This window comes from Paraburkholderia unamae (assembly GCF_003096875.1).
Classification (GTDB): Bacteria; Pseudomonadota; Gammaproteobacteria; order Burkholderiales; family Burkholderiaceae; genus Paraburkholderia; species Paraburkholderia unamae.
The window spans coordinates 126,178-150,334 of sequence record NZ_QEOB01000004.1 but is presented as its reverse complement, the minus strand read 5'-3'; the positions used below and the strand labels follow the sequence as shown (position 1 = coordinate 150,334).

Annotated in this window: 23 protein-coding genes; 10 read left to right on the top strand and 13 right to left on the bottom strand. The window is 66.0% G+C overall.

Translation table 11 applies throughout. The annotated features are described in order from the left end of the window. Window positions 1–35 precede the first annotated feature (35 nt). The 4 genes from C7402_RS10110 to C7402_RS10095 are packed head-to-tail and all read left to right on the top strand — an operon-like array spanning window position 36 to window position 3,755. Window positions 36–1,139: a sugar ABC transporter substrate-binding protein gene (locus C7402_RS10110; protein ID WP_112170588.1), complete on the top strand. Its 1,104-nt coding sequence runs from the start codon at window positions 36–38 to the stop codon at window positions 1,137–1,139. 14 nt (window positions 1,140–1,153) lie between these two features. Next, a complete protein-coding gene (locus tag C7402_RS10105) occupies window positions 1,154–2,167 on the top strand; it encodes an ABC transporter permease (protein WP_116610548.1) in 1,014 nt (337 codons plus the stop codon). After that, window positions 2,164–2,979 carry an ATP-binding cassette domain-containing protein gene (locus tag C7402_RS10100; RefSeq protein WP_372460476.1) on the top strand — a complete coding sequence of 272 codons (816 nt, stop codon included), beginning with the start codon at window positions 2,164–2,166 and terminating at the stop codon, window positions 2,977–2,979. The genes C7402_RS10105 and C7402_RS10100 overlap by 4 nt, the downstream gene beginning before the upstream one ends. Window positions 2,980–3,029: 50 nt before the next feature. Continuing rightward, entirely contained in the window at window positions 3,030–3,755 is a 726-nt protein-coding gene (locus C7402_RS10095; protein WP_116610546.1) for a FadR/GntR family transcriptional regulator, read from the top strand. A gap of 41 nt (window positions 3,756–3,796) precedes the next feature. Here C7402_RS10095 and C7402_RS10090 read toward each other — a convergent pair whose 3' ends face one another. The 8 genes from C7402_RS10090 to C7402_RS10055 all read right to left on the bottom strand — a co-directional run bounded on the left by C7402_RS10090 (window position 3,797) and on the right by C7402_RS10055 (window position 13,726). Next, window positions 3,797–4,651, bottom strand: a complete 855-nt coding sequence (locus tag C7402_RS10090) for a DUF5672 family protein (protein ID WP_116610545.1) — start codon at window positions 4,649–4,651, stop codon at window positions 3,797–3,799. 149 nt (window positions 4,652–4,800) lie between these two features. Continuing rightward, window positions 4,801–5,811 (bottom strand): L-arabinose ABC transporter permease AraH, encoded by a 1,011-nt coding sequence (gene araH / locus C7402_RS10085; RefSeq protein ID WP_112170593.1) that lies wholly within the window; start codon window positions 5,809–5,811, stop codon window positions 4,801–4,803. 83 nt (window positions 5,812–5,894) lie between these two features. After that, window positions 5,895–7,430 carry an L-arabinose ABC transporter ATP-binding protein AraG gene (gene araG, locus C7402_RS10080; protein ID WP_425273776.1) on the bottom strand — a complete coding sequence of 512 codons (1,536 nt, stop codon included), beginning with the start codon at window positions 7,428–7,430 and terminating at the stop codon, window positions 5,895–5,897. Window positions 7,431–7,483: 53 nt separating this feature from the next. Continuing rightward, window positions 7,484–8,488, bottom strand: a complete 1,005-nt coding sequence (locus C7402_RS10075) for an arabinose ABC transporter substrate-binding protein (protein ID WP_112170595.1) — start codon at window positions 8,486–8,488, stop codon at window positions 7,484–7,486. 70 nt (window positions 8,489–8,558) lie between these two features. Then, on the bottom strand, window positions 8,559–9,488 hold the full coding sequence (locus C7402_RS10070) for a Gfo/Idh/MocA family protein (protein WP_116610544.1): 930 nt from the start codon (window positions 9,486–9,488) through the stop codon (window positions 8,559–8,561). A gap of 55 nt (window positions 9,489–9,543) precedes the next feature. Continuing rightward, complete coding sequence (locus C7402_RS10065) at window positions 9,544–10,473, bottom strand: dihydrodipicolinate synthase family protein (protein WP_116610543.1); 930 nt, start codon at window positions 10,471–10,473, stop codon at window positions 9,544–9,546. Window positions 10,474–10,512: 39 nt separating this feature from the next. After that, a complete protein-coding gene (locus tag C7402_RS10060; protein WP_116610542.1) occupies window positions 10,513–11,871 on the bottom strand; it encodes an MFS transporter in 1,359 nt (452 codons plus the stop codon). 103 nt (window positions 11,872–11,974) lie between these two features. Beyond that, on the bottom strand, window positions 11,975–13,726 hold the full coding sequence (locus C7402_RS10055; RefSeq protein ID WP_116610760.1) for an IlvD/Edd family dehydratase: 1,752 nt from the start codon (window positions 13,724–13,726) through the stop codon (window positions 11,975–11,977). Window positions 13,727–13,880: 154 nt separating this feature from the next. Here C7402_RS10055 and C7402_RS10050 point away from each other — a divergent pair, with 154 nt between their 5' ends. From C7402_RS10050 to C7402_RS10040, 3 genes are all read left to right on the top strand, one after another. Next, on the top strand, window positions 13,881–14,897 hold the full coding sequence (locus C7402_RS10050; protein ID WP_116610541.1) for a LysR substrate-binding domain-containing protein: 1,017 nt from the start codon (window positions 13,881–13,883) through the stop codon (window positions 14,895–14,897). A gap of 34 nt (window positions 14,898–14,931) precedes the next feature. After that, complete coding sequence (locus tag C7402_RS10045; protein WP_116610540.1) at window positions 14,932–15,786, top strand: class I SAM-dependent methyltransferase; 855 nt, start codon at window positions 14,932–14,934, stop codon at window positions 15,784–15,786. Between the two features lie 75 nt (window positions 15,787–15,861). Further along, entirely contained in the window at window positions 15,862–17,079 is a 1,218-nt protein-coding gene (locus C7402_RS10040) for a tyrosine-type recombinase/integrase (RefSeq protein WP_116610539.1), read from the top strand. Between the two features lie 351 nt (window positions 17,080–17,430). Here the strand turns inward: C7402_RS10040 and C7402_RS10035 are convergent, their stop codons facing one another. The 5 genes from C7402_RS10035 to C7402_RS46885 form a co-directional block, all read right to left on the bottom strand. Then, entirely contained in the window at window positions 17,431–18,171 is a 741-nt protein-coding gene (locus C7402_RS10035) for a 3-ketoacyl-ACP reductase (RefSeq protein ID WP_112170602.1), read from the bottom strand. Between the two features lie 466 nt (window positions 18,172–18,637). After that, window positions 18,638–18,889 carry a hypothetical protein gene (locus C7402_RS10030; protein WP_165841856.1) on the bottom strand — a complete coding sequence of 84 codons (252 nt, stop codon included), beginning with the start codon at window positions 18,887–18,889 and terminating at the stop codon, window positions 18,638–18,640. A gap of 85 nt (window positions 18,890–18,974) precedes the next feature. Beyond that, window positions 18,975–20,927: an AI-2E family transporter gene (locus C7402_RS10025; protein WP_116610538.1), complete on the bottom strand. Its 1,953-nt coding sequence runs from the start codon at window positions 20,925–20,927 to the stop codon at window positions 18,975–18,977. A gap of 195 nt (window positions 20,928–21,122) precedes the next feature. Continuing rightward, on the bottom strand, window positions 21,123–21,758 hold the full coding sequence (locus C7402_RS10020; RefSeq protein WP_116610537.1) for an MlaC/ttg2D family ABC transporter substrate-binding protein: 636 nt from the start codon (window positions 21,756–21,758) through the stop codon (window positions 21,123–21,125). 153 nt (window positions 21,759–21,911) lie between these two features. After that, window positions 21,912–22,058, bottom strand: coding sequence for a hypothetical protein (locus C7402_RS46885; RefSeq protein ID WP_165841855.1), 147 nt, complete (start codon window positions 22,056–22,058; stop codon window positions 21,912–21,914). 390 nt (window positions 22,059–22,448) lie between these two features. Between C7402_RS46885 and C7402_RS10015 the strand changes: the two genes are divergently transcribed. Genes C7402_RS10015 through C7402_RS10005 form a run of 3 tightly spaced genes read left to right on the top strand, consistent with a single transcriptional unit; the run spans window position 22,449 to window position 24,146 of the window. Then, window positions 22,449–23,315, top strand: a complete 867-nt coding sequence (locus tag C7402_RS10015; protein WP_116610536.1) for an STAS domain-containing protein — start codon at window positions 22,449–22,451, stop codon at window positions 23,313–23,315. Window positions 23,316–23,334: 19 nt separating this feature from the next. Beyond that, on the top strand, window positions 23,335–23,694 hold the full coding sequence (locus tag C7402_RS10010) for an STAS domain-containing protein (protein ID WP_112170606.1): 360 nt from the start codon (window positions 23,335–23,337) through the stop codon (window positions 23,692–23,694). Between the two features lie 26 nt (window positions 23,695–23,720). Continuing rightward, entirely contained in the window at window positions 23,721–24,146 is a 426-nt protein-coding gene (locus C7402_RS10005; protein WP_224043408.1) for an anti-sigma regulatory factor, read from the top strand. The last annotated feature ends 11 nt before the right edge of the window (window positions 24,147–24,157 follow it).

The following is a 24,157-nucleotide window of genomic DNA, read 5'->3' as shown; positions in this document are numbered from 1 at the left end:
CGATATCGACCACGAAGACAAGACCGGAGGAAGACATGGCGCAGGATCGGGATGACGCAAAAGACGGCAAGAGCTTGATCGACACGGGCCGGCGCGGCCTGATGCAGGGTGCGGGGTTGGGCGCGGCGCTGTCGCTGCTCGGCGCGGTGGGCGGCGGCGGATTGATCTCCACGGCGCAGGCGGCCGAAGCGGGATTCCCCTCGCACAAGAAGTGGAAAATCGTGTTCGTGAACCACGTCACCACGAATCCGTTCTTCGTGCCGACGCAATACGGCATTCAGGACGCCTGCTCGCTGCTGAACATGGACTACCAGTGGACCGGCTCGGCCACCTCCGACGCGGGCGAAATGGTGCGCGCCGTGAACTCGGCGATCGCCGCGAAGGCCGACGCGATCGCGGTGCCGATCGTCGACCCCACCGCTTTCGACAAGCCCATTCAGGCGGCGCTCGACGCGGGCATTCCGGTGTTCGCCTATAACGCCGACGCGCCGCGCGGCAAGAAGAATCCGCGCCTCGCCTATATCGGCCAGGACCTGTATCTCTCGGGCTACCAGATGGGCGAGCGCATCGTGAGCCTGATCGACAGCGGCATGGTGGCGCTTTTCATCGCCACGCCCGGCCAGCTCAATATCCAGCCGCGCCTGGACGGCGCGAGCGACGCCATCAAGAAGTCCGGCAAGAAGATCGACATCCAGACCGTGGCCACGGGCGCGACCGTCAACGAGGAGCTTTCGAAGATCAAGTCGTTCTATCTCGGCCACCAGGACGTGAAAGGCATGTTCGCCGTGGATGCGGGCAGCACCCAGGGCGTCGCCCAGGTGATGAAGGAGTCGAACCTGCCCGCCAAGGGCGTGCACGGCGGCGGCTTCGACCTGCTGCCCACCACGGTCCAGCTCATTCACGAAGGCTTCCTTGACTTCACGATCGACCAGCAGCCGTACGTGCAAGGCTTCTATACGGTCATGCAGGCGTTCGTCACGCTCGCTTCGGGCGGTCTGGTCGGCCCGGCCGATACCAACACGGGCCTGAAGTTCGTGACGAAGGACACGGTGGAGCCGTACCTCAATACGTCGACGCGCTTTGAAGGCAAGACCACCAAGCCGCAAATCGTGCCGATGAGCGGTGGAATCAAGTCATGACCAACTGCGCCTGAATGAACTCCGTGAACGAAACCGGCAAGGCTGAAGTCTCCGCGCGGGCGGCTGCCCGCCCGCGCGGGCAATGGCTCTCCGCGTGGGCGCCCGAGCTGCGCATTCTGCTCGTGGCGGTACTGCTCGCGGCGTACTTCGAATTTTCCAACCGCGACTTCCTGCTCACCAACGCGAGTCTCGTCAACCTCTCGCAGTTCATCGCGCCGGTGGCGATCATCGCGTTCGGCGAAATCATGCTGATGATCGGCGGCGACATCGATCTGTCGGCGGGCATGGTGTTCGCCTTCGCGCCGTTCATGATGGTGTTCGCCAACGACGCGGGCGCGCCCATGTGGCTCGCCGTGATCGCGGGGCTCGTGGCGGCCGCGATCGTGGGCTTCGTGAACGGGGCCGTGACCGTGTGGCTGCGCCTGCCCTCGTTCGTCACGACGCTCGGCACGCTCTTTCTCATCAACGGCATCACGCTCACGGTCTCGCGCGGCACGCCGGTGCAAACGCCCGGCTCGCCCGAGTTCGCGGCTTTCATGGGCGCCTGGGGCTATAGCGAGATTCTCTGGACCGTGGTGATCGCGTTCGCCATGCACGTGCTGCTGCGGCACACGCGCTGGGGCTTGCATACGCAGGCGGCGGGCGCGAATCCGGTAGGCGCGAGCGAGGCCGGCATTCACGTGAACCGGCTGCGTCTCGGCAACTTCATCATCGCCGCCGTGCTCGCGGGCTTCACGGGCATTCTGGAAGGCTTTCGCATCACCTCGATCGACCCGCAAGCGGGCGGCAACCAGATCATGTTCCTCGCCGTGGCTTCGGCCGTGATCGGCGGCACACCGCTCACGGGCGGCTCGGGCACGATCGTGGGCGGCCTGATCGGCGCGGCCGTGCTCGGCATTCTCAACGACGGCTTCACGCTCATCGGCATCAACGCGTTCACCTTCAACATCATCCTGGGCGCCGCGATTCTCGCCGCCATGGTCTTCAATATTCACGTTGGGCGGCTGCGCCGCAAGGCAGGCCGATGATGGACGAACCGCAAGGCGCCCTGGGCGGCGCAACCGCTGCCGCCGACGCCCCGCTCGCGCTGCGCGGCGACAAGCTGGTCAAGCGCTTCGGCGCGGTCACGGCGCTCGACGGGGTTTCGCTCACGCTCGGGCGCGGCGAGATTCTCGGCATCCTGGGCGACAACGGCGCGGGCAAGTCCACGCTCGTGAAGATCCTCACGGGCTTTCACCAGCAGACGGGCGGCACGCTACAGATAGACGGCAACGACACGCTGCTGCGTTCGGTCGATCATGCGCGCTCGCTCGGCATCGAATGCGTTTATCAGGACCTCGCGCTCGCGAACTCGCTCTCGATCTATCACAACATGTTCCTGAACCGCGAGATCGTGCGGCGCGGGCCATTCAAGCTGCTAGACCACAAGCAAATGCGCGAGCGCGCCGCCCAGCTTCTCGACGACATCGGCGTGCACGTGCCTTCGGTGGATCTGCCCGTGGAGCGGCTTTCGGGCGGGCAGCGCCAGGCCATCGCCGTGGCACGCGCGGTGCATTCGAACGCCAGGATACTCTTGCTCGACGAACCGCTCGCCGCCATGGGCGCGCGCGAAGCCGGCCTGATTATCGATCTCGTCATGCGCTTGAAGGAAAAGGGCGGGCTATCGATTATCATGATCATGCACAACTATGCGCAGACGCTCGACATTGCGGATCGCATCATGTTGATGCAGCGAGGCCGCGTGACATACGAGCAGCACAGCGCCAACACATCGGTGGCTGAGCTGATGGACATCGTGCGGCGGGAATACCGGGCAATGCGCGCCACCAGCGCGAACTGAGCCCACTACAGGGGGGACGCTCTGACCGGGTTGCCTCCGGCCGGACCATCATGGATTACCGTAATCTAGAGAAACGCAAGAGCATGCACGCGCGCATCGTGCAGGAGCTCGGCATGCAGATCGTGAGCGGCGCGCTCGCGCCGGGGCAACGCCTGCCCGCCGAGCCCACGCTGTGCGAAGCCTACGGCGTGAGCCGCCCCGTGCTGCGCGAGGCCACGCGGGTGCTCGTCGCCAAGGGCCTCGTCGTGTCGAAGCCGCGCGTGGGCAGTGTGGTGCGCCCTCGCGAAGAATGGCACATGCTCGACCCTGACGTCCTGTACTGGACCGTCAACAGCATTCCCGAAGGCGAATTTTTCCGCGCGCTCATGACCGTGCGGCAGATCATCGAACCCGCCGCCGCCGCGCTCGCGGCGATTTCCGCGAGCGACGAGGACCGCGCACGCATTGCGGCCGCGTTTGCGCGCATGGAACAGGCCAGGACGGCCGCCGACCTGCTCGAGCCCGATCTGGAATTCCACCGCGCGATCATGGCCGCCACGCACAACGACATGCTCGCGTATATCGGCAACATGCTTTCGCTCGCGCTTTCCGAGTCGATCAAGCTCACGAGCCGCCATCCCAACACGCACGCGCTCTCGTTGCCGCGCCACAAGGCGATTCTCACGGCGATCGAGCATCGCGACGCGCTGGCGGCGCGCCAGGCGAGCGTGGTGCAGCTCGACAACGCGCGGGCCGACGCGAATTCCATTCTTGGCGGAGCGGCGCTGGAAACTTGAGGCACGCGGAGTTGCGTGGGATTGCGCAGGATTGCACGGGGTCACGCATTCTCGCAGATGGCCTGAAATCGCCGCGCCGCGATTTCCTTCACCCCGTTATTCACCAGCGCGCCGATGAATTCCTCGGCGCTCCAGTGGTCGCGGTAGCGTGCGTACATCGACTTCAGACAGGCGAATTTGCCCTGCTGCCAAAAGGCCACCAGGAGAAACAGCGTCTCGTTCGAGGCGAATGTCCGGATGTCGATTTCACGCAGGATGTTCATGAGCACGGTGTCGTCGACGTGCCGCCACATGTTGAACACGGCGTGAAATCCGAACGTCGGCCTGGCGGGGGGATCGCCCTCGTACGAGAAGCGCGCCGCCACGTCGACGGGGGCAAAACGAATGCCGTACTCCGCTTCGAGCGTTGGGCGCCAGGTCCGGCAGATCAGATCGTCTTCGACAGGGCTCTCGGGAATCGCGAAGCGCTCGTCCGCGAACGCGCGCAGCAAGCGCATGGAGCGCAGCGAAAAGCCGCCGTTGCCGACCGACATGCCGTCGTTGCGGTGCGGCCAATGCGCGCCGATATAGTCGTACTCAAGGAACCGGTCGCTCCAGCGCGACCCGTCCACCACGTAGCCGTCCCATTGCACGACCAGCAGCCAGGGCGTGGTGATATGTTGCGCAAGCTGCTTGAGCAAAAAGGTGGAGTAGGCCTCGCGGGAGCGCAGGCGGTCGATGGTCACGATGCGCGCTTGCGTCGGCACGCTGTCGTCCGTGAAGAGGATGGCGTCGCCGAAGGCGCATTGCGCCATCGAGAGGTCGAGCGCGCGGGCGGCGAGCCCCGCGTTGATCGTATCGACCGCGCACAGCGTCACATTGCGCAATTCCACCGGCGGGTTCGCATTTGTCTGCATCGGACGGGTTCCCTGGAGCGTAAAGCTGTGGCTTACGGCAGCCTGAAATACTAGCCCCGCCGCCGGCTCCAGGAAACGCTGCGCCGACAGATCAACCTTCCGGAATTGTGAAGTCTTGCCCGAGGTTGAAGTCGATCAAAGCCGCCCGCTCACACCGCCCGCTTGCTGCGACGGAACTGGTCGAACAGCACCGCCAGCAACAGAATGCCGCCGCGAATCAGGTACTGGTAGAACGTCGGCACGTTCATGAGGCTCATGGCGTCCTGCACCGCGCCCATGATGAGCACGCCCACCAGCACGCCCGAGATCGTCGCGACGCCGCCCGTGAGCGACACGCCGCCCAGCACACAGGCCGAAATCACGCCAAGCTCAAGCCCCACCGAAGTTTTCGGGTCGCCCAGGCTCATGCGCGAGGCCAGCATCACGCCCGCAAAGCCCGTAATGAGCCCTTGCAGCACGAACACCGTGATCTTGATGCGCGTGACGGGCAGGCCCGCAAGCCGCGCCGCTTCGCTGTTGCCGCCCACGGCGAGCACATTCTTGCCGAACACGGTCTTCTTGAGCAGGAACCCGAACACCACGAACCCGATGATGTTGCTCCAGATCGGGAACGAAATACCGAGGAACGAGCCGCCGCCCAGGTCGAAGAAGCGTTCCTCCGAGATCATCACCGCGTCGCCGTTCGAGGTGAGGAACGCGAGGCCGCGCACCGCTTCCATCATTGCCAGCGTGGCGATCAGCGAGTTGATCTTGAAGCGCGCGATCAGCACGCCGTTCACGAGGCCCACCGCCCCGCCCGCGAGCACGCCCGCGGCAATGCCGAGCAGCACGCTATGCGACTGCGTGATGACCGTGGACGCCACCACGCCCGAGAACGCCACGATCGAGGCGACCGAAAGATCGACCTCGCCGAGCGCGAGCACGAACATCATCGTGACGGCAATCGAGCCGATCAGCGTGACGGAGAGCAGCAGGCCCTGGATGTTGCGGGTCGTGAGGAAGTCGGGGACCGTGGCGGATAGCACCGCGAACAGCACCACGAACACCACCACGATGCCCGATTTGTTGATCATGTCCCACGCCCGCGCGCGCTGCGGGGTAAGCGGCGCGGCGGCTTCGTTGACGGTAGGCGTGCCCTGTGGCTGCATGGCTTCACTCATTTCTGGTTCATCGTTTCGGATCGGTCGCGCAACGTCGCTTGAATACGCTTCGTGCGAAACCGGCAAGGCAAAAAGCGTCCGCGTTAGCGCGGCAGCGCCATCTTGATCAATTCGTCGGGCGAGGCCTCGGCTTTCGGCAGGCTGCCCGCAATGCGCCCTTCGCGCATGACGATGATGCGGTCGGATACGCCGATCACTTCGGCGAGATCGCTCGACACCATGATCACGGTCTTGCCCGCTTCCGCGAGCTCGTAGAGCAGGTTGTAGATCTCGGCGCGCGCGCCCACGTCGATACCGCGCGTGGGCTCGTCCATCAGGAACACCTCGATGCGTTCGGCCAGCCAGCGCGACAAAATCACCTTCTGCTGGTTGCCGCCCGAGAGCGTGCCGATGGCCGTGTCGCCGTTGCGCGTCTTGATCGCGAGCTTCTTGATGTAGTCCTGCGCGAGGTCGCGCTCGCGCCGCGCGTCGAGCAGGAAGCGCGCGGGGCTGAAGTGGCGGCGCGCGCTGATGTTGAGGTTGTCGGCCACCGAGGCGATCGCGACGATGCCCTCCTGCTTGCGGTCCTCGGGGCATAACGCCAGGCCCGCGCGCACGGCGTCGCGCGGACTCGCGAAATTCACGCGCTTGCCGTCGAGTTCGACGTGACCGGCCGTGGCGCGCGTCGCGCCGTAAATCAGCTTCATGAGTTCCGAGCGCCCCGCGCCCACGAGGCCGAAGAAGCCGACGATCTCGCCGCGCCGCGCCGCGAACGACACCGGTTCGACAAGACCGGGCCCGAGCAGCCCCTTCGCCTCGATCAACACCTCGCCCGCTTCGCGCGGACGATAGCCGTACACGTCCTCGATCGAGCGGCCCACCATCGCGGCGATCAGGCGATTGCGGTCGAGGTCGGCCACCGAGTCGAAGGTTTCGATGCGCTTGCCGTCACGGAACACCGTCACGCGGTCGCACAGCTCATAGACTTCGTCCATGCGGTGCGTCACGTAGATGATCGCGCGGCCATCGGCGCGCAGCGCGTTGATGATGCGAAAGAGGTTCTCCGTCTCGCGCGCCGAGAGCGAACTGGTCGGTTCGTCGAAAGCGATCACGCGCGCGTCGCGCATGAGCGCCTTGCCGATCTCGATCATCTGACGCTGGCCGATCGAGAGATTCTTCACCGGCATGCGCGGATCGATGCGCTCGCCAAGGCGCTTGAGTTCATCCATCGCGCGCTGGACGAGCGTGCCTTCGTCGAGCACACCGAAGCGGTTGGGCAACTGCCCGAGCATCAGGTTTTCCGCCACCGTCAGCTCGGGCACGAGATGCAGTTCCTGATAGATGATCGCGATACCCGCTTCGAGCGCCGCCTTCGTGGTCGTGAAGCGATGCTCCACGCCACCCAGCTTGAGCGTGCCTTCCTGCGGCTGGTTCACGCCCGAGAGCACCTTGAGCAGCGTGGATTTCCCCGCGCCGTTCTCGCCCATCAAGCCATGCACCTCGCCGGCACGCACTTCCAGCGCCACGCGGTCGAGCGCACGCACGCCCGGAAAGCTCACGGTAATGCCGTCGAGCTCCAGATACGCGCGTTTCCCCTGTTGAGCGCTCGCCTTTACGTGTGCCCCTGTGCCCGCGTCCATCATGGTTTCAGTCATTGCATCCCTGCCCTTTCCTGTGCGCTTTTACGCAGTCCTTAGATACCCAGCTCGCTGCGCACGGCCGTCCAGTTCTCGCGCGTCATCAGCTTGCCCGTGGTCTGCGTGTCGGCGGCGGGTTGCTTGCCGTTGCGGATCCAGTCGACGAGATTCTCGGCACTTTCCTTGCCGTGGTTCGTCGAGCTCACGGCGATCGTGCCGTAGAAGCCCGTGGGCTGCTTCTTCTGGAACTCGGCGAACGCTTCGCCCGCGCCGTTGATGCCCACGCCGATCACGTCGGCCGAAGGAATATGCAGTTGCTCGGTCGCGCGCACGGCGCCCAGCACGCTTTCTTCGTTGAGCGCGAACACCACCCACTTCTTGATGTTCGGGTGTTGGGCCAGCACCGGCGAAGCCGCGTTGAAGCCGCCTTCGTCGTCGGTGGTCTTTTGCGGGGCGTCGAAGATGTTTTCCTTCTTGAAGCCGCCGGCCAGCAGCGACTGCGTCGCGCCGTCCGTGCGCAGCTTCGCCGTGGGCAGCTCATAGTCGGTAATGCGCAGCGCGCCCACTTCTTCCGGCTTCCAGCCGCGACGCTTCATTTCGTCGCTGATCGCCTGACCCACCTGATTGCCGATCTTGAACGCCGACATGCCCAGGTGCGGCACGCTGCCGAGCGGCTTGCCCGACGAGTCCACGAGCTGGTCGTCCACCGTCACGAACTTCATGTTGTAGCGCTTCGCGCGCGCCTGAATCGCCGGTCCGAGACGCACGTCGGGCGCGCAGATCACGAAGCCCTGTGCGCCTTGCGCGCCGAGGTTGTCGATGGCGGCGAGCACCTTCTCGCCGTCCGGCGTGCCGATGTTCACCACCGAGAAGTTCTCCTTCTGGCCCAGCGCCGTGGCGGCCTTCTGCTCGTTGATGAACCATGCCTGCTCCGGCATCTTCACGAGGAAGCCGATCTTCACGGGCGAGTCGGCGTGCGCCGCCACGTTCATGCCGAGCGGGGCGATGCACATCGCCGCGAATGCGGCACGAAGGGTCAAGCGGCGAATCTTGCTGGTCATGCTCCTGTCTCCTCAGGTGTGGTTTTGCTACGTGTGTGTCGTGCTGAATTGATGCGTGCGCAAAGCGTTATTAGTGGCCGAAGGCCTCGACTTCGACATGCTTGCCGAGCAGGAAGGCGTCCGCCACGAGGCGCAGCGGGCGCACGTCCACGTCGTCGGTGCCGTGGGCGATGAGCCAGTGAAAGCGCTCGTAGAGCGCCCCATACTCGCGCTCGGCTTCGAGCGCGACGGGCTCGCCCGCGATTGCGAGGCGCTTGCCGCCCTCCGAAATCGAAAGCAGGCCGTCCGTGGTTTCGACGTCGATTTCCCACTGCTCGACCGGACCATGACGCCAGTCGAACTCAGCGCGCACGGGCACGCCGTCGGTGTCGATGCAGTCGAGTTCCGCGGCGATCGGCGTGGCGCAATCGCTCGGCACGTGCAGCGTCGCGCCGCGCAGCAGGACTTCGCGCGGCAGGATGCGCGTGACAATGGAAAGCGCGTTGATGCCCGGATCGAACACGCCGAGGCCGCCCGGCTCCCAGATCCACTGCTGGCCCGGATGCCAGCGGCGCACGTCTTCCTTCCAGCGCACGTGCACCGCGCGAATGGTGCGCTCGGCAAGCCATGTGCGCGCCGGTTCCACGGCGCTCGCGCAGCGCGAATGCCACGTGGCGAACAGCGTGCGCCCGCGCCTTTGCGCAAGCTCGCGCAGTGCTTCGACTTCGCTCACGCTCGCGCCCGGCGGCTTTTCGAGCATCACATGCTTGCCCGCTTCGAGCGCAGCGCGCGCCTGTGCGTAGCGCACCTGCGGCGGCGCGCACAGCGAAACGGCGTCGAGGTCGCGCTCGGCGGCGAGCAGCGCGTCGATGCCGGTGTAATTGCGCACGTTCTCAACCTGCGCGTTGCGGCTCGCGCTCGCCACGAGCTCGAAGCCCGGATTGCCCGCGATGGCGGGCAAGTGCTGGTCGCGCGCGATCTTGCCCACGCCGACGATGCCCAACGTATACGACGCTTTCATGACGACCTCCGCCCCTTCATATGAGGAGATTTTTTTGTTATGGATGACGAATGATTTACTTGCCCCAGCGCAGCACGAGCGGATCGAGGCGGCGCGCAATGCCGATGAGTTCCTTGCGCGTTTCCGGATGCATCGCGGGCAGCGGGTGGCGCGGCAGCTCGCAGTCGATCACGCCGCCTTCCTTCATCAGCGACTTGCAGGCGAGCAGGCCCGCCTGGCGGTTTTCGTGATTGATGAGCGGCAGCCACTTCTGGTAGAGCGCGAACGCGTCGTCGGCGCGGCCTTCGCGATGGGCTTCGATGATCGGGCGAATGCCGTCCGGAAAGCCGCCGCCCGTCATCGAGCCGGTTGCGCCGGCGTTCAGGTCCGCGAGCAGCGTGATCGCTTCTTCGCCGTCCCACGGGCCTTCGGCCGCGTCGCCCGCCAGCTTGATGAGCTCGCGCAGCTTGTTCGCCGCGCCCGGCGTTTCGATCTTGAAGTACGACACTTGCTCGATCTCGCGCGCCATGCGCGCGAGGAACGGCGCACTCAGCACCGTGCCGCTCGCGGGCGCGTCCTGGATCATGATCGGAATGTCGATCGCGTCGGACACGCGCGCGTAGAAGTCGTAAATCTGCTGCTCGGGCACGCGGAAGGTCGCGCCGTGATACGGCGGCATCAGCATCACCATCGCCGCGCCCTGCTCCTGCGCGCGTTTGCTGCGCGCGGCGGCAATCGACGTGCCGTAGTGCGTGGTCGTCACGATCACGGGCACGCGGCCCGCCACGTGTTCGAGCACGGTGCGGGTGATGAGTTCGCGCTCGTCGTCGGAGAGCGAGAATTGCTCCGAGAAGTTCGCGAGGATGCACAGCCCGTCCGAGCCCGCGTCGATCATGAAATCGACGGCGCGCTTCTGGCTGGCCAGATCCAGCTCGCCGGTTTCGGTGAAGGTGGTCGGCACCACAGGGAAAATGCCCCGGTAGCGGGGCGTACGGCTCGTAGTCATGTCTTCAGTCCTGCTTGAGAAAAGGTGTCAGGCCGCGCCTCACGATTCGCTCGCCAGTTCTTCCTGCGGGGCGCGCTGCGGCGTGCGCAATACGGCGCGCACAGCGAACGTCACGAGCACCGCGAACACCAGCGTGGCCGCGAGAAAGTAAAGCCCGGCCGCCAGGCTGCCCGTTGCGTCCTTGATGAGCCCGATGCCATAGGGGCCGAGATAGCCGCCGAGATTCGCGAGCGAGTTGATCGTCGCGATCCCCACGGCCGCGCTCGCGCCGGTGAGGAACTCGCCGGGCAGCGCCCAGACCACGGCCTGAATCGAGTAGATCGAGAAAGCAGTCAGGCAGATGAACAGCAATTGCAGCGCCGGCGCGTGGAACCACGCGCTCGCGGCCATCGTCAGCGCCGCGGCGGCCGAGACCACGGCGATGTGGCCATAGCGTTCGCGATGCTTGTCCGAATGGCGCGGCACGGTCAGCAAGCCCACCACCGCGAACAGATACGGCACCGCGGAAAGCAGGCCCGCCGTGGAATCGCTCACGCCGAACGCCTTGATAATGGTAGGCAACCAGAGCGACAAACCATAGATGCACAGCGGAAACGGCAGGAACAGCAACGCCAGCAGCAGCACGCGGCGGTCCTTGAGCGCGCTGAACGGGTTGCGATGCGTGTCGAGCTGGTAGGCGCGCCGGTCGGCGGCGAGTTCGCGCTCGATCCAGCGGCGTTCGGTGTCGCCGAGCCACTTCGCATGCGCGGGCGACTCGGGCAGGAGGCGCAAGGTGGGAATGCACAGCAGCACGGCGGGCAGGCCGCTCACGACGAACAGCGTCTGCCAGTTCGACATGCCGAGAAAGCCGTGCGTTTCGAGCAGCGCGCCCGCAATCGGTCCGGTGACGATGCCCGCAATGGGCTGTGCAAGCACGAGCAGCCCGATCACGCGCGCGCGGTGGCGCATGGGAAACCAGTGCGTGAGGAAGTACAGAATGCCGGGATAGAGCCCGGCCTCCGCCGCCCCCAGCAAGAAGCGCAGCGCGTAGAAGCTTTTCGGGCCGCTCACGAGCGCCATCGCCATCGTGATCACGCCCCACGTGAAGAGGATGCGCGCGAACCACACGCGCGCGCCGAAGCGCGAGAGCGCGAGGTTGCTCGGCACCTCGCACAGAAAATAGCCAATGAAGAAAAGGCCTGCGCCGAGGCCGTAGGCGGCGTCGGAAAGGCCCACGGCCGCGTTCATGTGCAGCTTGGCGAAGCCGACCACGGTGCGGTCGACGTACGCGACCACGTAAATCAGCGCGAGAAACGGCACGAGCCGGCGCGCGATGTGGCCGACGATATGCTTTTCCTCAGCGCCCACGCTCGCGCTCGACGCGAGGCTATCGGGTTGCAGCACCTGCGGGTTCGTCATCGTCTCTGTCTCCTTCCCAGCTTTTGTCGTGTTGCTGCCGGCCGGTTCGCGTCGTTTGCATCATTCGCGCGTTTCGGGCACCGGCCGGCCCGCGATCATGGTGTCAGTGCGAATGCCGCGGCACCGCCGCCCCGCGCTTGCCCACGAGGAAGTCGAGATCGCAGCCTTCGTCGGCCTGAAGCACGTGATCGACATAAAGGCGCGCGTAGCCGCCCTTGCCCAGTTGCTCGGCCACGCCCGGCGCGGCAGCCGGATCGACATCGCTCAAGCGGCGTTGCAGTTCCTCGTCGCTGATGTCCAGATGCAGGCGGCCCGATTCGCAGTCGAGTTCGATCCAGTCGCCGTTGCGCACGGCCGCCAGCGGGCCGCCCGCCGCCGCTTCGGGCGCCACGTGCAGCACCACCGTGCCGTACGCGGTGCCGCTCATGCGCGCATCCGAAATACGCACCATGTCCTTCACGCCCTGGCGCAGCAGCTTGGGCGGCAGGCCCATGTTGCCGACCTCGGCCATGCCGGGGTAGCCGCGCGGGCCGCAGTTCTTCATCACGAGGATCGAGTCCTTGTCCACGTCGAGCGATTCGTCGCCGATGGTCGCCTTGTAATGGTCGAAGTTCTCGAACACCACGGCGCGGCCGCGATGCTTGAGCAATTCGGGCGTGGCCGCCGAAGGCTTGAGCACGGCGCCGCGCGGCGCGAGATTGCCGCGCAGGATACAGATGCCGCCATCTTCGATCAACGGCTTGTCCAGCGGACGGATCACTTCGTCGTTGTAGTTGGGCGCTTCGCGCACGTTGTCCCACATGGACTTGCCGTTCACGGTGAGCGCATCCGGATGCGGCAGCAGGTTCGCTTCGCCCAGGCGCCGCAGCACCGCAGGCAAACCGCCCGCGTAATAAAACTCTTCCATCAGGAAGCGGCCCGAGGGCTGAAGGTCGACGATGGTCGGCGTGTTGCGGCCAATGCGCTGCCAGTCTTCCAGTTCGAGATCCACGCCGATGCGGCCGGCAATCGCCTTCAGGTGGATCACGGCGTTGGTCGAGCCGCCGATGGCCGCGTTGGTGCGAATGGCGTTCTCGAACGCTTCGCGCGTGAGGATCTTCGAAAGCTTCAGGTCTTCCAGCGCCATCTGCACGATGCGGATGCCCGACATGTGCGCAAGCACGTAGCGGCGCGAATCCACCGCCGGAATCGCAGCGTTGTGCGGCAGCGAAACGCCGAGCGACTCGGCCATGCAGGCCATGGTCGAGGCGGTGCCCATGGTGTTGCAGGTGCCCGCCGAACGCGACATGCCCGCTTCGGCCGACAGGAACTGATGCAGGTTGATCTCGCCCGCCTTCAGTTCCTCGTGCAGACGCCAGACCACGGTGCCGGAGCCGATATCCTTGCCTTCGTGCTTGCCGTTGAGCATCGGGCCGCCCGTCACGACGATGGCGGGCACGTCCACGCTCGCCGCGCCCATCAGCAGCGCGGGCGTAGTCTTGTCGCAGCCGCACAGCAGCACGACGGCGTCGATGGGGTTGCCGCGAATCGCCTCTTCCACGTCCATGGAAGCGAGATTGCGCGTGAGCATGGCCGAGGGACGCAGATTCGATTCGCCGTTCGAGAACACCGGGAACTCGACCGGGAAGCCGCCCGCTTCATAAATGCCGCGCTTCACGTGCTCCGCGAGCTTGCGGAAGTGCGCGTTGCAGGGCGTGAGTTCCGACCAGGTGTTGCAGATGCCGATAATCGGGCGGCCGTCGAATTCGTGATCGGGAATGCCCTGGTTTTTCATCCAGCTTCGGTACATGAAGCCGTTCTTGTCCGTGGTGCCGAACCACTGTTGGGAGCGCAGTTTGGGTTTGGTATCCGACATCGTGTTCGTCTTGGAGAGCAAGGAGTTCGAGCGATTGGTCCGGCACAGTCTATGGAGAACTCTGATAACCTTCTAATGAAAAAATGGACGCTTCCGATACCGAAATCAGCATTGGTATAAACACCTAAAACTATTTGGGAAATCAGGCAAAAACATGCTCGATACGAGCCCCTGGTACGTGCGCACGCGGCTGAAAACGCGGCAACTGCTGCTGGTCGTGGCGCTGGCCGAAGAAGGCAACATTCACCGCGCGGCGGCGGCGCTCAACATCACGCAGCCCGCGGCCTCGAAGTTGCTGCGCGAGCTCGAGGACATGCTCGGCGCGGTGCTGTTCGAGCGCATGCCGCGCGGCATGCGGCCCACGCACTATGGCGACGCCCTCATTCGCCACGCGCGCGCCGTGCTCGGCAGCCTCGACCAGGCGCAGGAGGAACTGAACGCGCTGAAGGCCGGGCGGCTCGGCCACGTGGCGGTGGGCGCGATCACCTCGCCCGGCGTGCGCGTGCTGCCGGCCGCGGTGGCGGCGGTCAAGCGCACGCATGCGAACCTGCGCGTGAGCGTGGAGATCGACGCGAGCAACGTGCTGCTGGAACACCTCGCACAGGACAAACTCGACGTGGTGCTGGGCCGCCTTTCCGCCGAGCACGACAAGCTCCAGTTGCGCTACGAGCCGCTCGCGGGCGAGCCCGTGTGCGCCGTGGTGCAGCCGGGGCATCCCATGCTGGGCGACCCGGAAGGCAAACCGGCCGCGCCGATCGCGCTTGCCGACATCGCGCGCGCCACGTGGGTCGTGCCGCCCGTGGGCAGCGTGCTGCGCCACCGCTTCGAACTGATGTTCCAGCGCGAGAGCCTCGCGCCGCCTTCGAACGTGGTGGAAACGCCCGCGCTCCTTTTCATCACGCGCGTGCTGGAGCAGAGCGACATGATCGCCGTGCTCACCGAAGACGTGGCGCACTATTACGCGGCGCACGGCATGGTCGCGATCCTGCCCGTGCCGATGGACTGCCAGATGGACGACTTCGGCATCATCACGCGCGCGGACGGGCTGCTCACGCCGGCCGCGAGCGTGATGATCGAGACGTTGCGCCAGGTGAGCGCCGATATCTACGGCCAGCGCGGCCAAAAGTCAGGCCGGCCAGGTGCGGGCCAGGCGCGGCCCGGCGCGCGATAATCGCCCGACGAAAGCCACCCCGGAGGATCGAACCATGCCCGCAAGCGCCACCGCTCCCGATTCCACCGCCATTCGCGTCGCGCTCTGGCGCGCGCTGCACGTCCAGGTCGACGACGCGCCCCATGTGCTCGAAGACGAAATCGGCATGCAGATCGCCGCGCCCGACGCGAACTGGCGCGAGCGCCCCGACATGCACCCGGCAGGCACGCGCGGCTACCGCGCCGCTATCGTCGGCCGTGCGCGCTTTGTCGAAGATCTCGTGATCGAGCAGGCGGCGCAGGGCGTCGCGCAGTACGCGATTCTCGGCGCGGGCCTCGACACGTTTGCACAGCGCCGCCCCGAAACCGCCTCGCGCCTGCACGTGTACGAAGTGGACAAGCCGGGCACCCAGGCGTGGAAGCGCCAGCGCCTCGACGAACTCGGCTTTCGCGAACAGAACTGGCAGCGCTTCGTGCCGGTCGATTTCGAAGGCGGTGAATCGTGGTGGGAGCAACTGAGCGCCAACGGCTTCGACGTTGCGCGCGCGGCGGTGATCGCGTCCACGGGCGTCTCCATGTACCTCACGCGCGCGGCGAATCTCGCGACGCTGCGGCAGATCGCACAGCTTGCGCCGGGCTCGACGCTTGCCAAGACCTTCCTGTTGCCGCTCGAACTCATCGACGAACCCGAGCGCTCGCAGCACGCGGCCATCTACGAGCGCGCCCGCGCGGCGGGCACGCCGTTCGTGAGCTTCTTCGCGCCCGACGAGATGCTCGCGCTCGCGCGCGAAGCGGGGCTGCGCGAGGCGCGGCATGTTTCGACGGCGGACCTCACCGCGCGTTATTTCGCAGGACGTAGCGATGGATTGCGGCCCGCGAGCGGGGAATCGATTCTGGTGGCGACGGTGTGAACCGTGCCGCCGCATCCCCGCCTCATCCGCTATAGTCTGTAACACTTTTTGCCGCCTTCGCTTTCCCGCTTCGCCATGCAAACCGCCCTGCTTGCCCCGCGCCCCATCGAGGCGCTCGAACTCCCCGCCGACCTCGACGGCCACGACGGCGTGAATCGCGCGCCGGGGCGCATGCAGATCGCCGCCGCGAACGATCTCGACGCCGTGCGCGCCTGGCTCGCGCGCGTGGCCGATTCGAAGTCCACCTTCGAGAACTACCGCAAGGAAGCCGAGCGCCTGATGCTCTGGGCCATCGTGCAACTCGGCAAACCGCTCTCGTCGCTCACGCACGAGGATCTGCTCGCGTATCAGCGCTTTATCGCCGATCCGCAGCCCGCGGCGCGCTGGGTGGCGGGCGGCGGGCGCAAGCACCCGCGCAGCGACGCGCGCTGGCGTCCGTTCTACGGGCCGCTTTCGCCAACGAGCCAACGCCAGGCCATGGTGATCCTCAACGCACTGTTCTCGTGGCTCGTGAGCGCGGGCTATCTCGCGGGCAATCCGCTTTCGCTCTCGCGCCAGCGCGCGCGCCGCGCGCAGCCGCGCATCACGCGCTACCTGGAGCGCGAACTCTGGGACGAGGTGAAGGCCTATGTCGACAGCCTGCCGCGCGACAGCACGCGCGAGCGCGAGCACCACGGCCGCACGCGCTGGCTCCTCACGCTGCTCTATCTGGGCGGCCTGCGGATCTCGGAAGTGGGGACGAACACGATGGGCGACTTCTTCTCGCGCCGCGACGCGGCAGGCAAGGAGCGCTGGTGGCTCGACGTGCTCGGCAAAGGCGAGCGCCGCCGTCTCGTGCCCGCCACCGCCGAATTGATGGAGGAACTCGTGCGCTACCGGCGCGAGCGCGGTTTGCCCGCGTTGCCCATGGCGCTCGAAACCACGCCGCTCGTGCTGCCGATCGGCACAAAAGCGGGAACCCAGGCAGCCCAACCGCCGAAGCCGCTCACACGCGCGGCGCTCCATGCGATCGTGAAAGACATCTTCGCGGGTGCAGCCGAACGGTTGCGCCAGCGCGGCGCGCAAGCGGGCGCGGGTAGCGACTTCGCGGCGCGCGCGGCGCAACTCGAACGCGCGTCGGCGCACTGGCTGCGCCACAGCGCGGGCTCCCACATGGCCGACGGCGATCTCGACCTGCGCCTCGTGCGCGACAACCTGGGCCACGCTTCGCTCACCACGACGAGCCTCTACCTGCACAGCGACGACGACCGCCGCCACCGCGAGACCGAGGCACGCCACCGCATCGACTGGTGAAGCGCGGGATAGGCCTGGAAACAGGCCTTGAAACAAGCCTTGATATAGGCGTTTCCACGCACTCAACTTGTGGCGCGTCCAGCCGATAATTCACTTATGGAGCAAGACGGCGGGCCCAACGACTTGCAGGCCCGCCGCCACGCCCCATACCCTGTCCCTCACTGTCAGGGACCACGCAGAGTCGAACTTGAGCGCCGGAAGTCCGCTTCCGGCGCGTTTTTCTTTCGACGCCCTCGCCGCTCACGTCAATCGCGCAAACCATGCGCGGCCGCCCCAAAACACGAAGCGGGAGCCGGCATGACGCCGCTCCCGCTTCCGGAACCTCGTTGGGTGCGCAAGCACCCTGCACGCTCAGCTCATGTGCAAGCCGCCGTTGAGCGAGAAGTCGGCGCCGGTGGAGAAGCCGGCTTCGTCGGAGGCGAGCCAGGCGACGATCGAGGCGATTTCCAGCGGTTCGCCCAGGCGCCGCACCGGAATGCTGTCGACGATCTTCGAGAGCACCTCGGGTTTCACCGCCTTCACCATGTCCGTGCCGATATAGCCCGGCGAAACGGTGTTGACCGTCACGCCCTTGGTCGCGACTTCCTGCGCCAGGGCCATCGTGAAGCCGTGAATGCCGGCCTTGGCCGTCGAGTAGTTGGTCTGACCGAACTGGCCTTTCTGCCCGTTCACCGACGAGATGTTGATCACGCGCCCGAAGCCGCGCTCGATCATGCCGTCGATCACCTGCTTCGTGACGTTGAAGAGACTCGTGAGGTTGGTGTCCATCACGGCGGTCCAGTCTTCGTGCGTCATCTTGCGGAACACGACGTCGCGCGTGATGCCCGCGTTGTTGACCAGCACGTCGATCTCGCCCACGTCTTTCTTCACTTTCTCGAACGCCACGGCCGTGGAGTCCCAGTCGGCCACGTTGCCTTCGGATGCGACAAAGTCGTAGCCGAGCGCCTTCTGCTCATCGAGCCAGCGCGTTTTACGCTGCGAATTCGGGCCGCAGCCCGCGACCACCGTGAAGCCGTCCTTATGCAGGCGCTGGCAGATGGCGGTACCGATGCCGCCCATGCCGCCGGTCACGTAGGCGATACGCTTAGCCATAGATCCTCCTTTTACTTTAGGGGGGTAGGTGAGTTGAGGAGACTCTGGAGGACGGAGTCAGTTTGACGAGCACCATAAAGCGGTGCGATGGGGATAAACCCGTAAAGGAAAACGCCAGTCGGCCGAATGAAAGACGCGCGCCGCGAGCACCCTGCCGCGCTTGATGCTCACTTGATGCACGTTCGATGCGTGCTGAATACCGCGTCCCAAGATTGGCACGATCATTCGCATTCCATAGGAAGGGGCGTAGCGGCGATCCCTTGATCGCGCGGCTGTAATAAGGGAGCGTATCAGCCTCTGACGAGGGACACAAGACGCTCAAATACGCTGGACGTGATCCATCGCACCATTACCTGGCATTACTCAATAAATGCTTAAGCAGACGATGCGTGGCGCATGTCGCGGCGGCGAGAAAACCGGTAATGCAGCAGCGCGCCGGAGCGGACGTCGGCGCGCGAAGGGTCAATCAAAGGCCGGCCGCGAGCGGCTCGCCGCCCAGCGCGCCGGGCAAGCCGGTCACGTAGTCGAGCCGCCCCACCGCTTCGAGCAGCGAGCGTCCGGCGCTCGTGAGCGAGAGCTGGCGATGGCCTTCCGTCCAGTGTTCGAGCGCGACCAGCTGGCGCTCGAGCAGCGTATCCAGTTCATGGCGGTTCATGTCGATCTGGTCCGGCGAATGGCGGACCAGCATCAGCGTGGCGAATTCATGCGGACTCAGCATCGTTGTCTCCTAGTAACTCGAATGCCGCAACCAGGGGGCACAGGGCCGCATATCTTCGGGGTTCAATGTGACGCGCGCATGACTGTCACAATTTCGCCCCGGCGCTGTATTGATCCTGCATATCTTGCGTTGCCTCCCTCTTTTCCGACGGCGGTTCGCGCTCGGGCGAGAGCGCCGCGCCGCATTGCGCGATGAGCTCGCGCAGCGAAGCCGGAAAGAGCGTGTCGGGGTCGTCGGCAATGCCCGCGCCGTCGTCGCGCAGCATCGCGCCGATGCCCACCACGATGGTGGCGACGGGCGCGCGCTCGCGCAGCCGCCGCACGAGATTGCGCAGGTAAGGCGCCGACTCGGGCGCGTCGAGCGAGACCACGCAGATGGCCGGAGAACGCTGCCCGTCCACCATCGCCGCGCGCGTGGCGCGCACTTCGTCGTAAGTCGTGGCCGTGCAGGGAATCTCATGGCGCAGGAGCAACTGTCCGACGATCGCCACCGCCACGTCGTCGAACGCGCCGCGCCCCGGCACGCAAAGCACCTCGCCCGCATCAGGCGCCAGCTTGAACTCCGCCGGCCTGTCGCCACCGCTCCTGAGCGCCTTGTGTGCGCTCGACTCCGCGACCCTCGCGTGGCGCGAATCGTCGACGGCTTCGAGGTCTTCCACGATGTCGAGCAGCGCCTGGTTGATGCGCGCGACCTGCTCGGCGGGCAGCACGCCGCGCAAGGCGTCGTTGCGCGCGAAGCGCAGCCCCTCGAACACCACTTGCTCGTAGTAGTCGATGAGCGGCATGGTCGCCAGCAACCGGTCGGCCTGGAGCAGCGCCTCGTGCGGGTCGTCGGCGAGCAGGCGCTGATAGCAGGTTTGCGCGGGCGTGAGCGCGGGCTGGTCGCCAAGCAGGATCGTGAGGAAATTCAGGCGGTCCACGTAGCGGCCGAGCGTGACGATGCACAGCGTAAGCGGCGTGGACAGCACGAGCCCGATCGGCCCCCACAGCCAGCTCCAGAAGATCGCCGCCACCACCACCGCGAGCGGCGAGAGCCCCGAGCGGCGGCCATAGAGCATCGGCTCGGCGAACTGCCCGGCCACCACGTCCACGACGATGAAGAAAATCAGCGTCGTGACGCCCATGGTCCATTGCGGCTGCGTGGCCGCGGCAACGAGCGTGGCCATGATCGCGGCGATCCAGATGCCGATGTAGGGCACGAAGCGCATGAGCGCCGCCACCGCGCCGAACAGCAGCGCGCCCGGCACGCCGATGCCCGCCAGCCCCAGCGCGATCACGCCCCCCACCGTCACGTTCACGCCGAGCTGGGCGACGAAGTAACGCGAGAGCCGCTGCGAGGCGTCGTTGATGGCCGTGGTGGTGCGGTGCAGGTCGTTGGAGCCGAACACGCTGATGAGCCGGTCGCGCAGATCCTCGCGCTGGAACAGGATGAAGATCGTCACCACGAGCACGATAAAGCCCGTTTCGAGCGGCGCGACCGCCGGCGCGAGCGCCTTTTGCGCGAGCTGCAACGGCGTGGGCGCGGGCGTGTGCACTTCCACCGGCATGGGCTGCTGCGGCTGGTTGCGCGCCGCGCGCCCGCGCGGCTGCGGCGGCGCGGGCGGCGGCGTCGGCGTCACGCGTTGCAGCGTGGCGGCGGCGCGCGACATCAGCGAGTCGGCGCGGCCCACGGTCTTTTGCTGCACCGTTTCGACTTTCTGCTCGATCTCCTCCTGGTACTGCGGCAGCGAGGCGGAAAGCTGGTAGATCTGCGCGGCGATCAGCGCGCCCACACCGGCGAGCGCCAGCACGGTGGAAAGCACCGCGACGAGGATGGCGAGGAACTGCGGCAGATGAAAGCGCCGCAGCGTCGTCACGAGCGGCGCGAGCAGGAAGCTCAGCAGCACGGAGAGCGTGATGGGAATCAGCACCGCGCGCCCGAAGTACAGGCCGCACACCACGACCACGCCGGTAATGACGGAGGCGAGGCTGTGCAGCGTCGGCGGGCTTGGCGGAAACACCCGGTTGCGTCGGCCCTGCGGCGGCAGCGGGAAATTCATGTCGGATCGAATCGGAAAAATAGGTAACGAACGGCAAAGGCAAACGCGCGACCCATTCACGCGCACAAAACGCGCCTCGAAATGGTACTGCGCGCAGATGGCGCGCGCGCGGCAAACGCCGTTGCACGCGTGCCGGGGCCACACTCATGCGCGCCGGCAGGCGAAGCCGCCGTCGCGCATCATCGGATCACGGCGTCACTGCGCCTTGCCCGACACGAGCTCCTGGTTGCGCGCGGTGAGGAACTGGATGAGCCCGTCCACGCCGCCCTGCTGGATCTTTTCATTGAACTGCTGGCGGTAGGTCTGGATCAGCCACGCGCCGAGCACGTTCAGGTCGTAAAGCCGCCAGCCCTGCGGCGCCTTGTAAAGGCGGTAATCGATTTCAACCGGATTGGTGCTCGTTTGCGCGAGCGTGCGCACCACGATGTCGGTGTCGCCGGGCGAGCTGCGCACGGGCGGGTAGTCGATCTTCTGGTCGGGTTTCAGCTGCGCGATCGCGCCCGAGTAGAGATGGATCAGCAGCAACTGGAACTGTTGCTCGATCTGCGTGCGCTGCTCGGGCGTGGCCGTGCGCCAGTGCGGCCCCATGGCGAGGCGCGTGGTGCGGCTGAAATCGACGTAAGGCAGGATGTCGCGATTGACGATGTCCTGAATGCGCCCGATATCGTCGGGCGCGATCGACTTCGCGCGCACTTCGTCGAGCACCTGCTGCGTGGCGGTCTTGATGAGCGCCTGCGGGTCGGACTGGTCGACGTCGGCGAACGCCGCCGTGGCGGGCAAAAACGACAGGCAGCACGCAAGCAGCGCGCCAAAGCGGAATGACCTGGTCATCGAATTCTCTGAGGATTGGCAAAAAGCGGGCACGAACGCGGGGATGCGCCACGCGCGGCACGCCGGCGCGGCGCGAAGCGCACGCCAGAGGTCAGTCTAACGGGTCGGCGGGCCGACCGGCGAATCGTTGTGCGGTCGTGCGCGGCGCGCGCCTTAGCCCGGACGGCCGGCGTGCGAAGGGTCGTCGTCCGCGAGGAACGCCTCCAGGCCGAACAGCCAGGCGAGGCAAAACGACAGGCGCGAGAGCAAAGCGGGGAAGGTCGATGGCGATGGCTGGGTCGAAGCGGGTTCGGGCTCCATGGTTGCGGTGCTCCTCATTGTCGATCGGATCGTTGTTGACGCACGCTGTGAAGCAAGTCGCATACCACCCGTCGAACCCGCGCCAGCGGTCGCGACGGCAACCGCAACCCGCGTACCCGGCATGCATAGCGCGTGTAAAAACTACAAGCGCGCCACGGCAAAGCGGCGCATCCGTGTGCCGCGCGGCCCGGCGGCGGTTGCGCGGAGCGCCGGACACCCCCCGGGCACGCAAAAAGCACACGGTCGCACACGCGCTCGCCCGCATTCGCTTTTTGCCCACGTAATCGCTTCAATCGATACGATGGTGTAAGGTTCAGCGGTTCGTCTCGCAGCGAGAGGCGCGGCTCATTGCCCAGGCTCGTTGCCCAGGCTCATCGCCCAGGAGATCGCATGGACACACCGGAACAAGCCCGCATTGCAGACGTACTCGGCCAGCAGCGCGACACGCTTCTCACCGACTGGCTGCGCCTGCATCTACCCAACGCGCTGCGCCGCGGCCTCGCGATGGAAGGGGAAGTGCGCGAGCAGTTCACCACCTTCCTCGCTGTCTTCCTCGACACCCTGCCGAACGCCGACACCTTCGATGCAAGCCGCCCCGAGTGGGAGCCGGTGCGCGCGTTCCTCGCGGAAATGTCGGCGCACCGCGCGCGCCAGGGCTACACGCCAGTGGAGACGGCCACCTTCGTGTTCTCGCTCAAGGAGCCGGTCTACGCGCGCCTGCGCGAGGCGTATGCCGGCAGGCCAGGCGAACTCGCCGAGCTGAGCTGGCAGGTGAACCTGCTGCTCGACGGCTTCGGCCTCTACACCACCGACGTTTTCCAGCGCAGCCGCGAAGCGATCATCGCGCGCCAGCAGGAGGAACTGCTCGAGCTTTCCACGCCGGTCGTGCAGCTATGGGAAGGCATCCTCGCGCTGCCGCTCATCGGCACGCTCGACTCCTCGCGCACCCAGGTCGTGATGGAAAGCCTGCTGCAAAAGATCGTCGACACGGGCGCGGGCCTCGCGATCATCGACATCACGGGCGTGCCCACCGTGGACACGCTCGTCGCGCAGCATCTGCTCAAGACCGTGGCCGCCGCGCGCCTCATGGGCGCGGACTGCATCATCAGCGGCATTCGCCCGCAGATCGCGCAGACCATCGTGCATCTGGGCGTCGATCTCACCAACGTCACCACCAAGTCCACGCTCGCCGACGCCTTCGTGATCGCGCTGCAACGCATCGGCGCGACCATCAGCACGCCGAAGGCCGCGGCTTGACGAACCCGGAACGCCCACGATGGAACGCATTCCGATTCTGCGCCTTGGCGACTGCCTGATCGTCGCGATTCAGGTGGACATGCACGACCGCCTCGCGATCGCGCTCCAGGACGACCTGACCGAGCGCATCGTGAAGGAGTCGGCCAAGGGCGTGCTCATCGACATCTCGGCGCTCGACGTGGTCGACTCGTTCATAGGCCGCATGATCAGCAACACGGCCGCCATGGCCATGGTGCTCGACGCGCAAACAGTGGTCGTCGGCATGCAGCCTTCGGTGGCGATCACGCTGGTCGAACTCGGCCTCACGCTCACGGGCGTGCGCACGGCACTGAACGTCGAGAAAGGCATGGCGCTGCTCAAGCAGCGCCAGCCGCGTTAGCGTTAGCACGTCTCTTGCATTCGATCATGAATAGCAACGACATGAACGAACGGCTCGCGGCGCAAGTGAGCCTGCGCTCCGATGAGGAAATCGTGCGGCTGCGGCAGATCGTGCGCGACGCCGCGATCGAGCAGGGCTTCTCGCTCATCGAGCAAACCAAGTTTGTGACCGCGGCAAGCGAGCTTGCGCGCAACACGTTGCAGCACGGCGGCGGCGGCGACGCGCGGCTCGAAGTGCTCGCGAGCGGCGTGCGCGTGGGGCTGCGGCTCACCTTCGTCGATCAGGGCCCCGGTATCGCCGACATCGAGCGCGCGCTGAAGGACGGCTTCACGAGCGGCAATGGCCTCGGCCTCGGTTTAGGCGGCTCGCGGCGCCTGTGCGATGAGTTCACGATCGAATCGGCGCCGGGCAACGGCACGACAGTCACCATCACGAAATGGAAAGTACGCTAGACACTGCGGCC

Bases quoted from the DNA above. Each gene is read 5' to 3' on its own strand.
- araG (WP_425273776.1), bottom strand. From the start codon at position 7,430: ATGGACGCGGGCACAGGGGCACACGTAAAGGCGAGCGCTCAACAGGGG.
- C7402_RS10040 (WP_116610539.1), top strand. From the start codon at position 15,862: ATGCAAACCGCCCTGCTTGCCCCGCGCCCCATCGAGGCGCTCGAACTC.
- C7402_RS10070 (WP_116610544.1), bottom strand. From the start codon at position 9,488: ATGAAAGCGTCGTATACGTTGGGCATCGTCGGCGTGGGCAAGATCGCG.
- C7402_RS10025 (WP_116610538.1), bottom strand. From the start codon at position 20,927: ATGAATTTCCCGCTGCCGCCGCAGGGCCGACGCAACCGGGTGTTTCCG.
- C7402_RS10045 (WP_116610540.1), top strand. From the start codon at position 14,932: ATGCCCGCAAGCGCCACCGCTCCCGATTCCACCGCCATTCGCGTCGCG.
- C7402_RS10030 (WP_165841856.1), bottom strand. From the start codon at position 18,889: ATGCTGAGTCCGCATGAATTCGCCACGCTGATGCTGGTCCGCCATTCG.
- C7402_RS10050 (WP_116610541.1), top strand. From the start codon at position 13,881: ATGCTCGATACGAGCCCCTGGTACGTGCGCACGCGGCTGAAAACGCGG.
- C7402_RS10020 (WP_116610537.1), bottom strand. From the start codon at position 21,758: ATGACCAGGTCATTCCGCTTTGGCGCGCTGCTTGCGTGCTGCCTGTCG.
- C7402_RS10060 (WP_116610542.1), bottom strand. From the start codon at position 11,871: ATGACGAACCCGCAGGTGCTGCAACCCGATAGCCTCGCGTCGAGCGCG.
- C7402_RS10105 (WP_116610548.1), top strand. From the start codon at position 1,154: ATGAACTCCGTGAACGAAACCGGCAAGGCTGAAGTCTCCGCGCGGGCG.
- C7402_RS10090 (WP_116610545.1), bottom strand. From the start codon at position 4,651: ATGCAGACAAATGCGAACCCGCCGGTGGAATTGCGCAATGTGACGCTG.
- C7402_RS46885 (WP_165841855.1), bottom strand. From the start codon at position 22,058: ATGGAGCCCGAACCCGCTTCGACCCAGCCATCGCCATCGACCTTCCCC.
- araH (WP_112170593.1), bottom strand. From the start codon at position 5,811: ATGAGTGAAGCCATGCAGCCACAGGGCACGCCTACCGTCAACGAAGCC.
- C7402_RS10110 (WP_112170588.1), top strand. From the start codon at position 36: ATGGCGCAGGATCGGGATGACGCAAAAGACGGCAAGAGCTTGATCGAC.
- C7402_RS10065 (WP_116610543.1), bottom strand. From the start codon at position 10,473: ATGACTACGAGCCGTACGCCCCGCTACCGGGGCATTTTCCCTGTGGTG.
- C7402_RS10075 (WP_112170595.1), bottom strand. From the start codon at position 8,488: ATGACCAGCAAGATTCGCCGCTTGACCCTTCGTGCCGCATTCGCGGCG.
- C7402_RS10010 (WP_112170606.1), top strand. From the start codon at position 23,335: ATGGAACGCATTCCGATTCTGCGCCTTGGCGACTGCCTGATCGTCGCG.
- C7402_RS10100 (WP_372460476.1), top strand. From the start codon at position 2,164: ATGATGGACGAACCGCAAGGCGCCCTGGGCGGCGCAACCGCTGCCGCC.
- C7402_RS10095 (WP_116610546.1), top strand. From the start codon at position 3,030: ATGGATTACCGTAATCTAGAGAAACGCAAGAGCATGCACGCGCGCATC.
- C7402_RS10035 (WP_112170602.1), bottom strand. From the start codon at position 18,171: ATGGCTAAGCGTATCGCCTACGTGACCGGCGGCATGGGCGGCATCGGT.
- C7402_RS10055 (WP_116610760.1), bottom strand. From the start codon at position 13,726: ATGTCGGATACCAAACCCAAACTGCGCTCCCAACAGTGGTTCGGCACC.
- C7402_RS10015 (WP_116610536.1), top strand. From the start codon at position 22,449: ATGGACACACCGGAACAAGCCCGCATTGCAGACGTACTCGGCCAGCAG.
- C7402_RS10005 (WP_224043408.1), top strand. From the start codon at position 23,721: ATGAATAGCAACGACATGAACGAACGGCTCGCGGCGCAAGTGAGCCTG.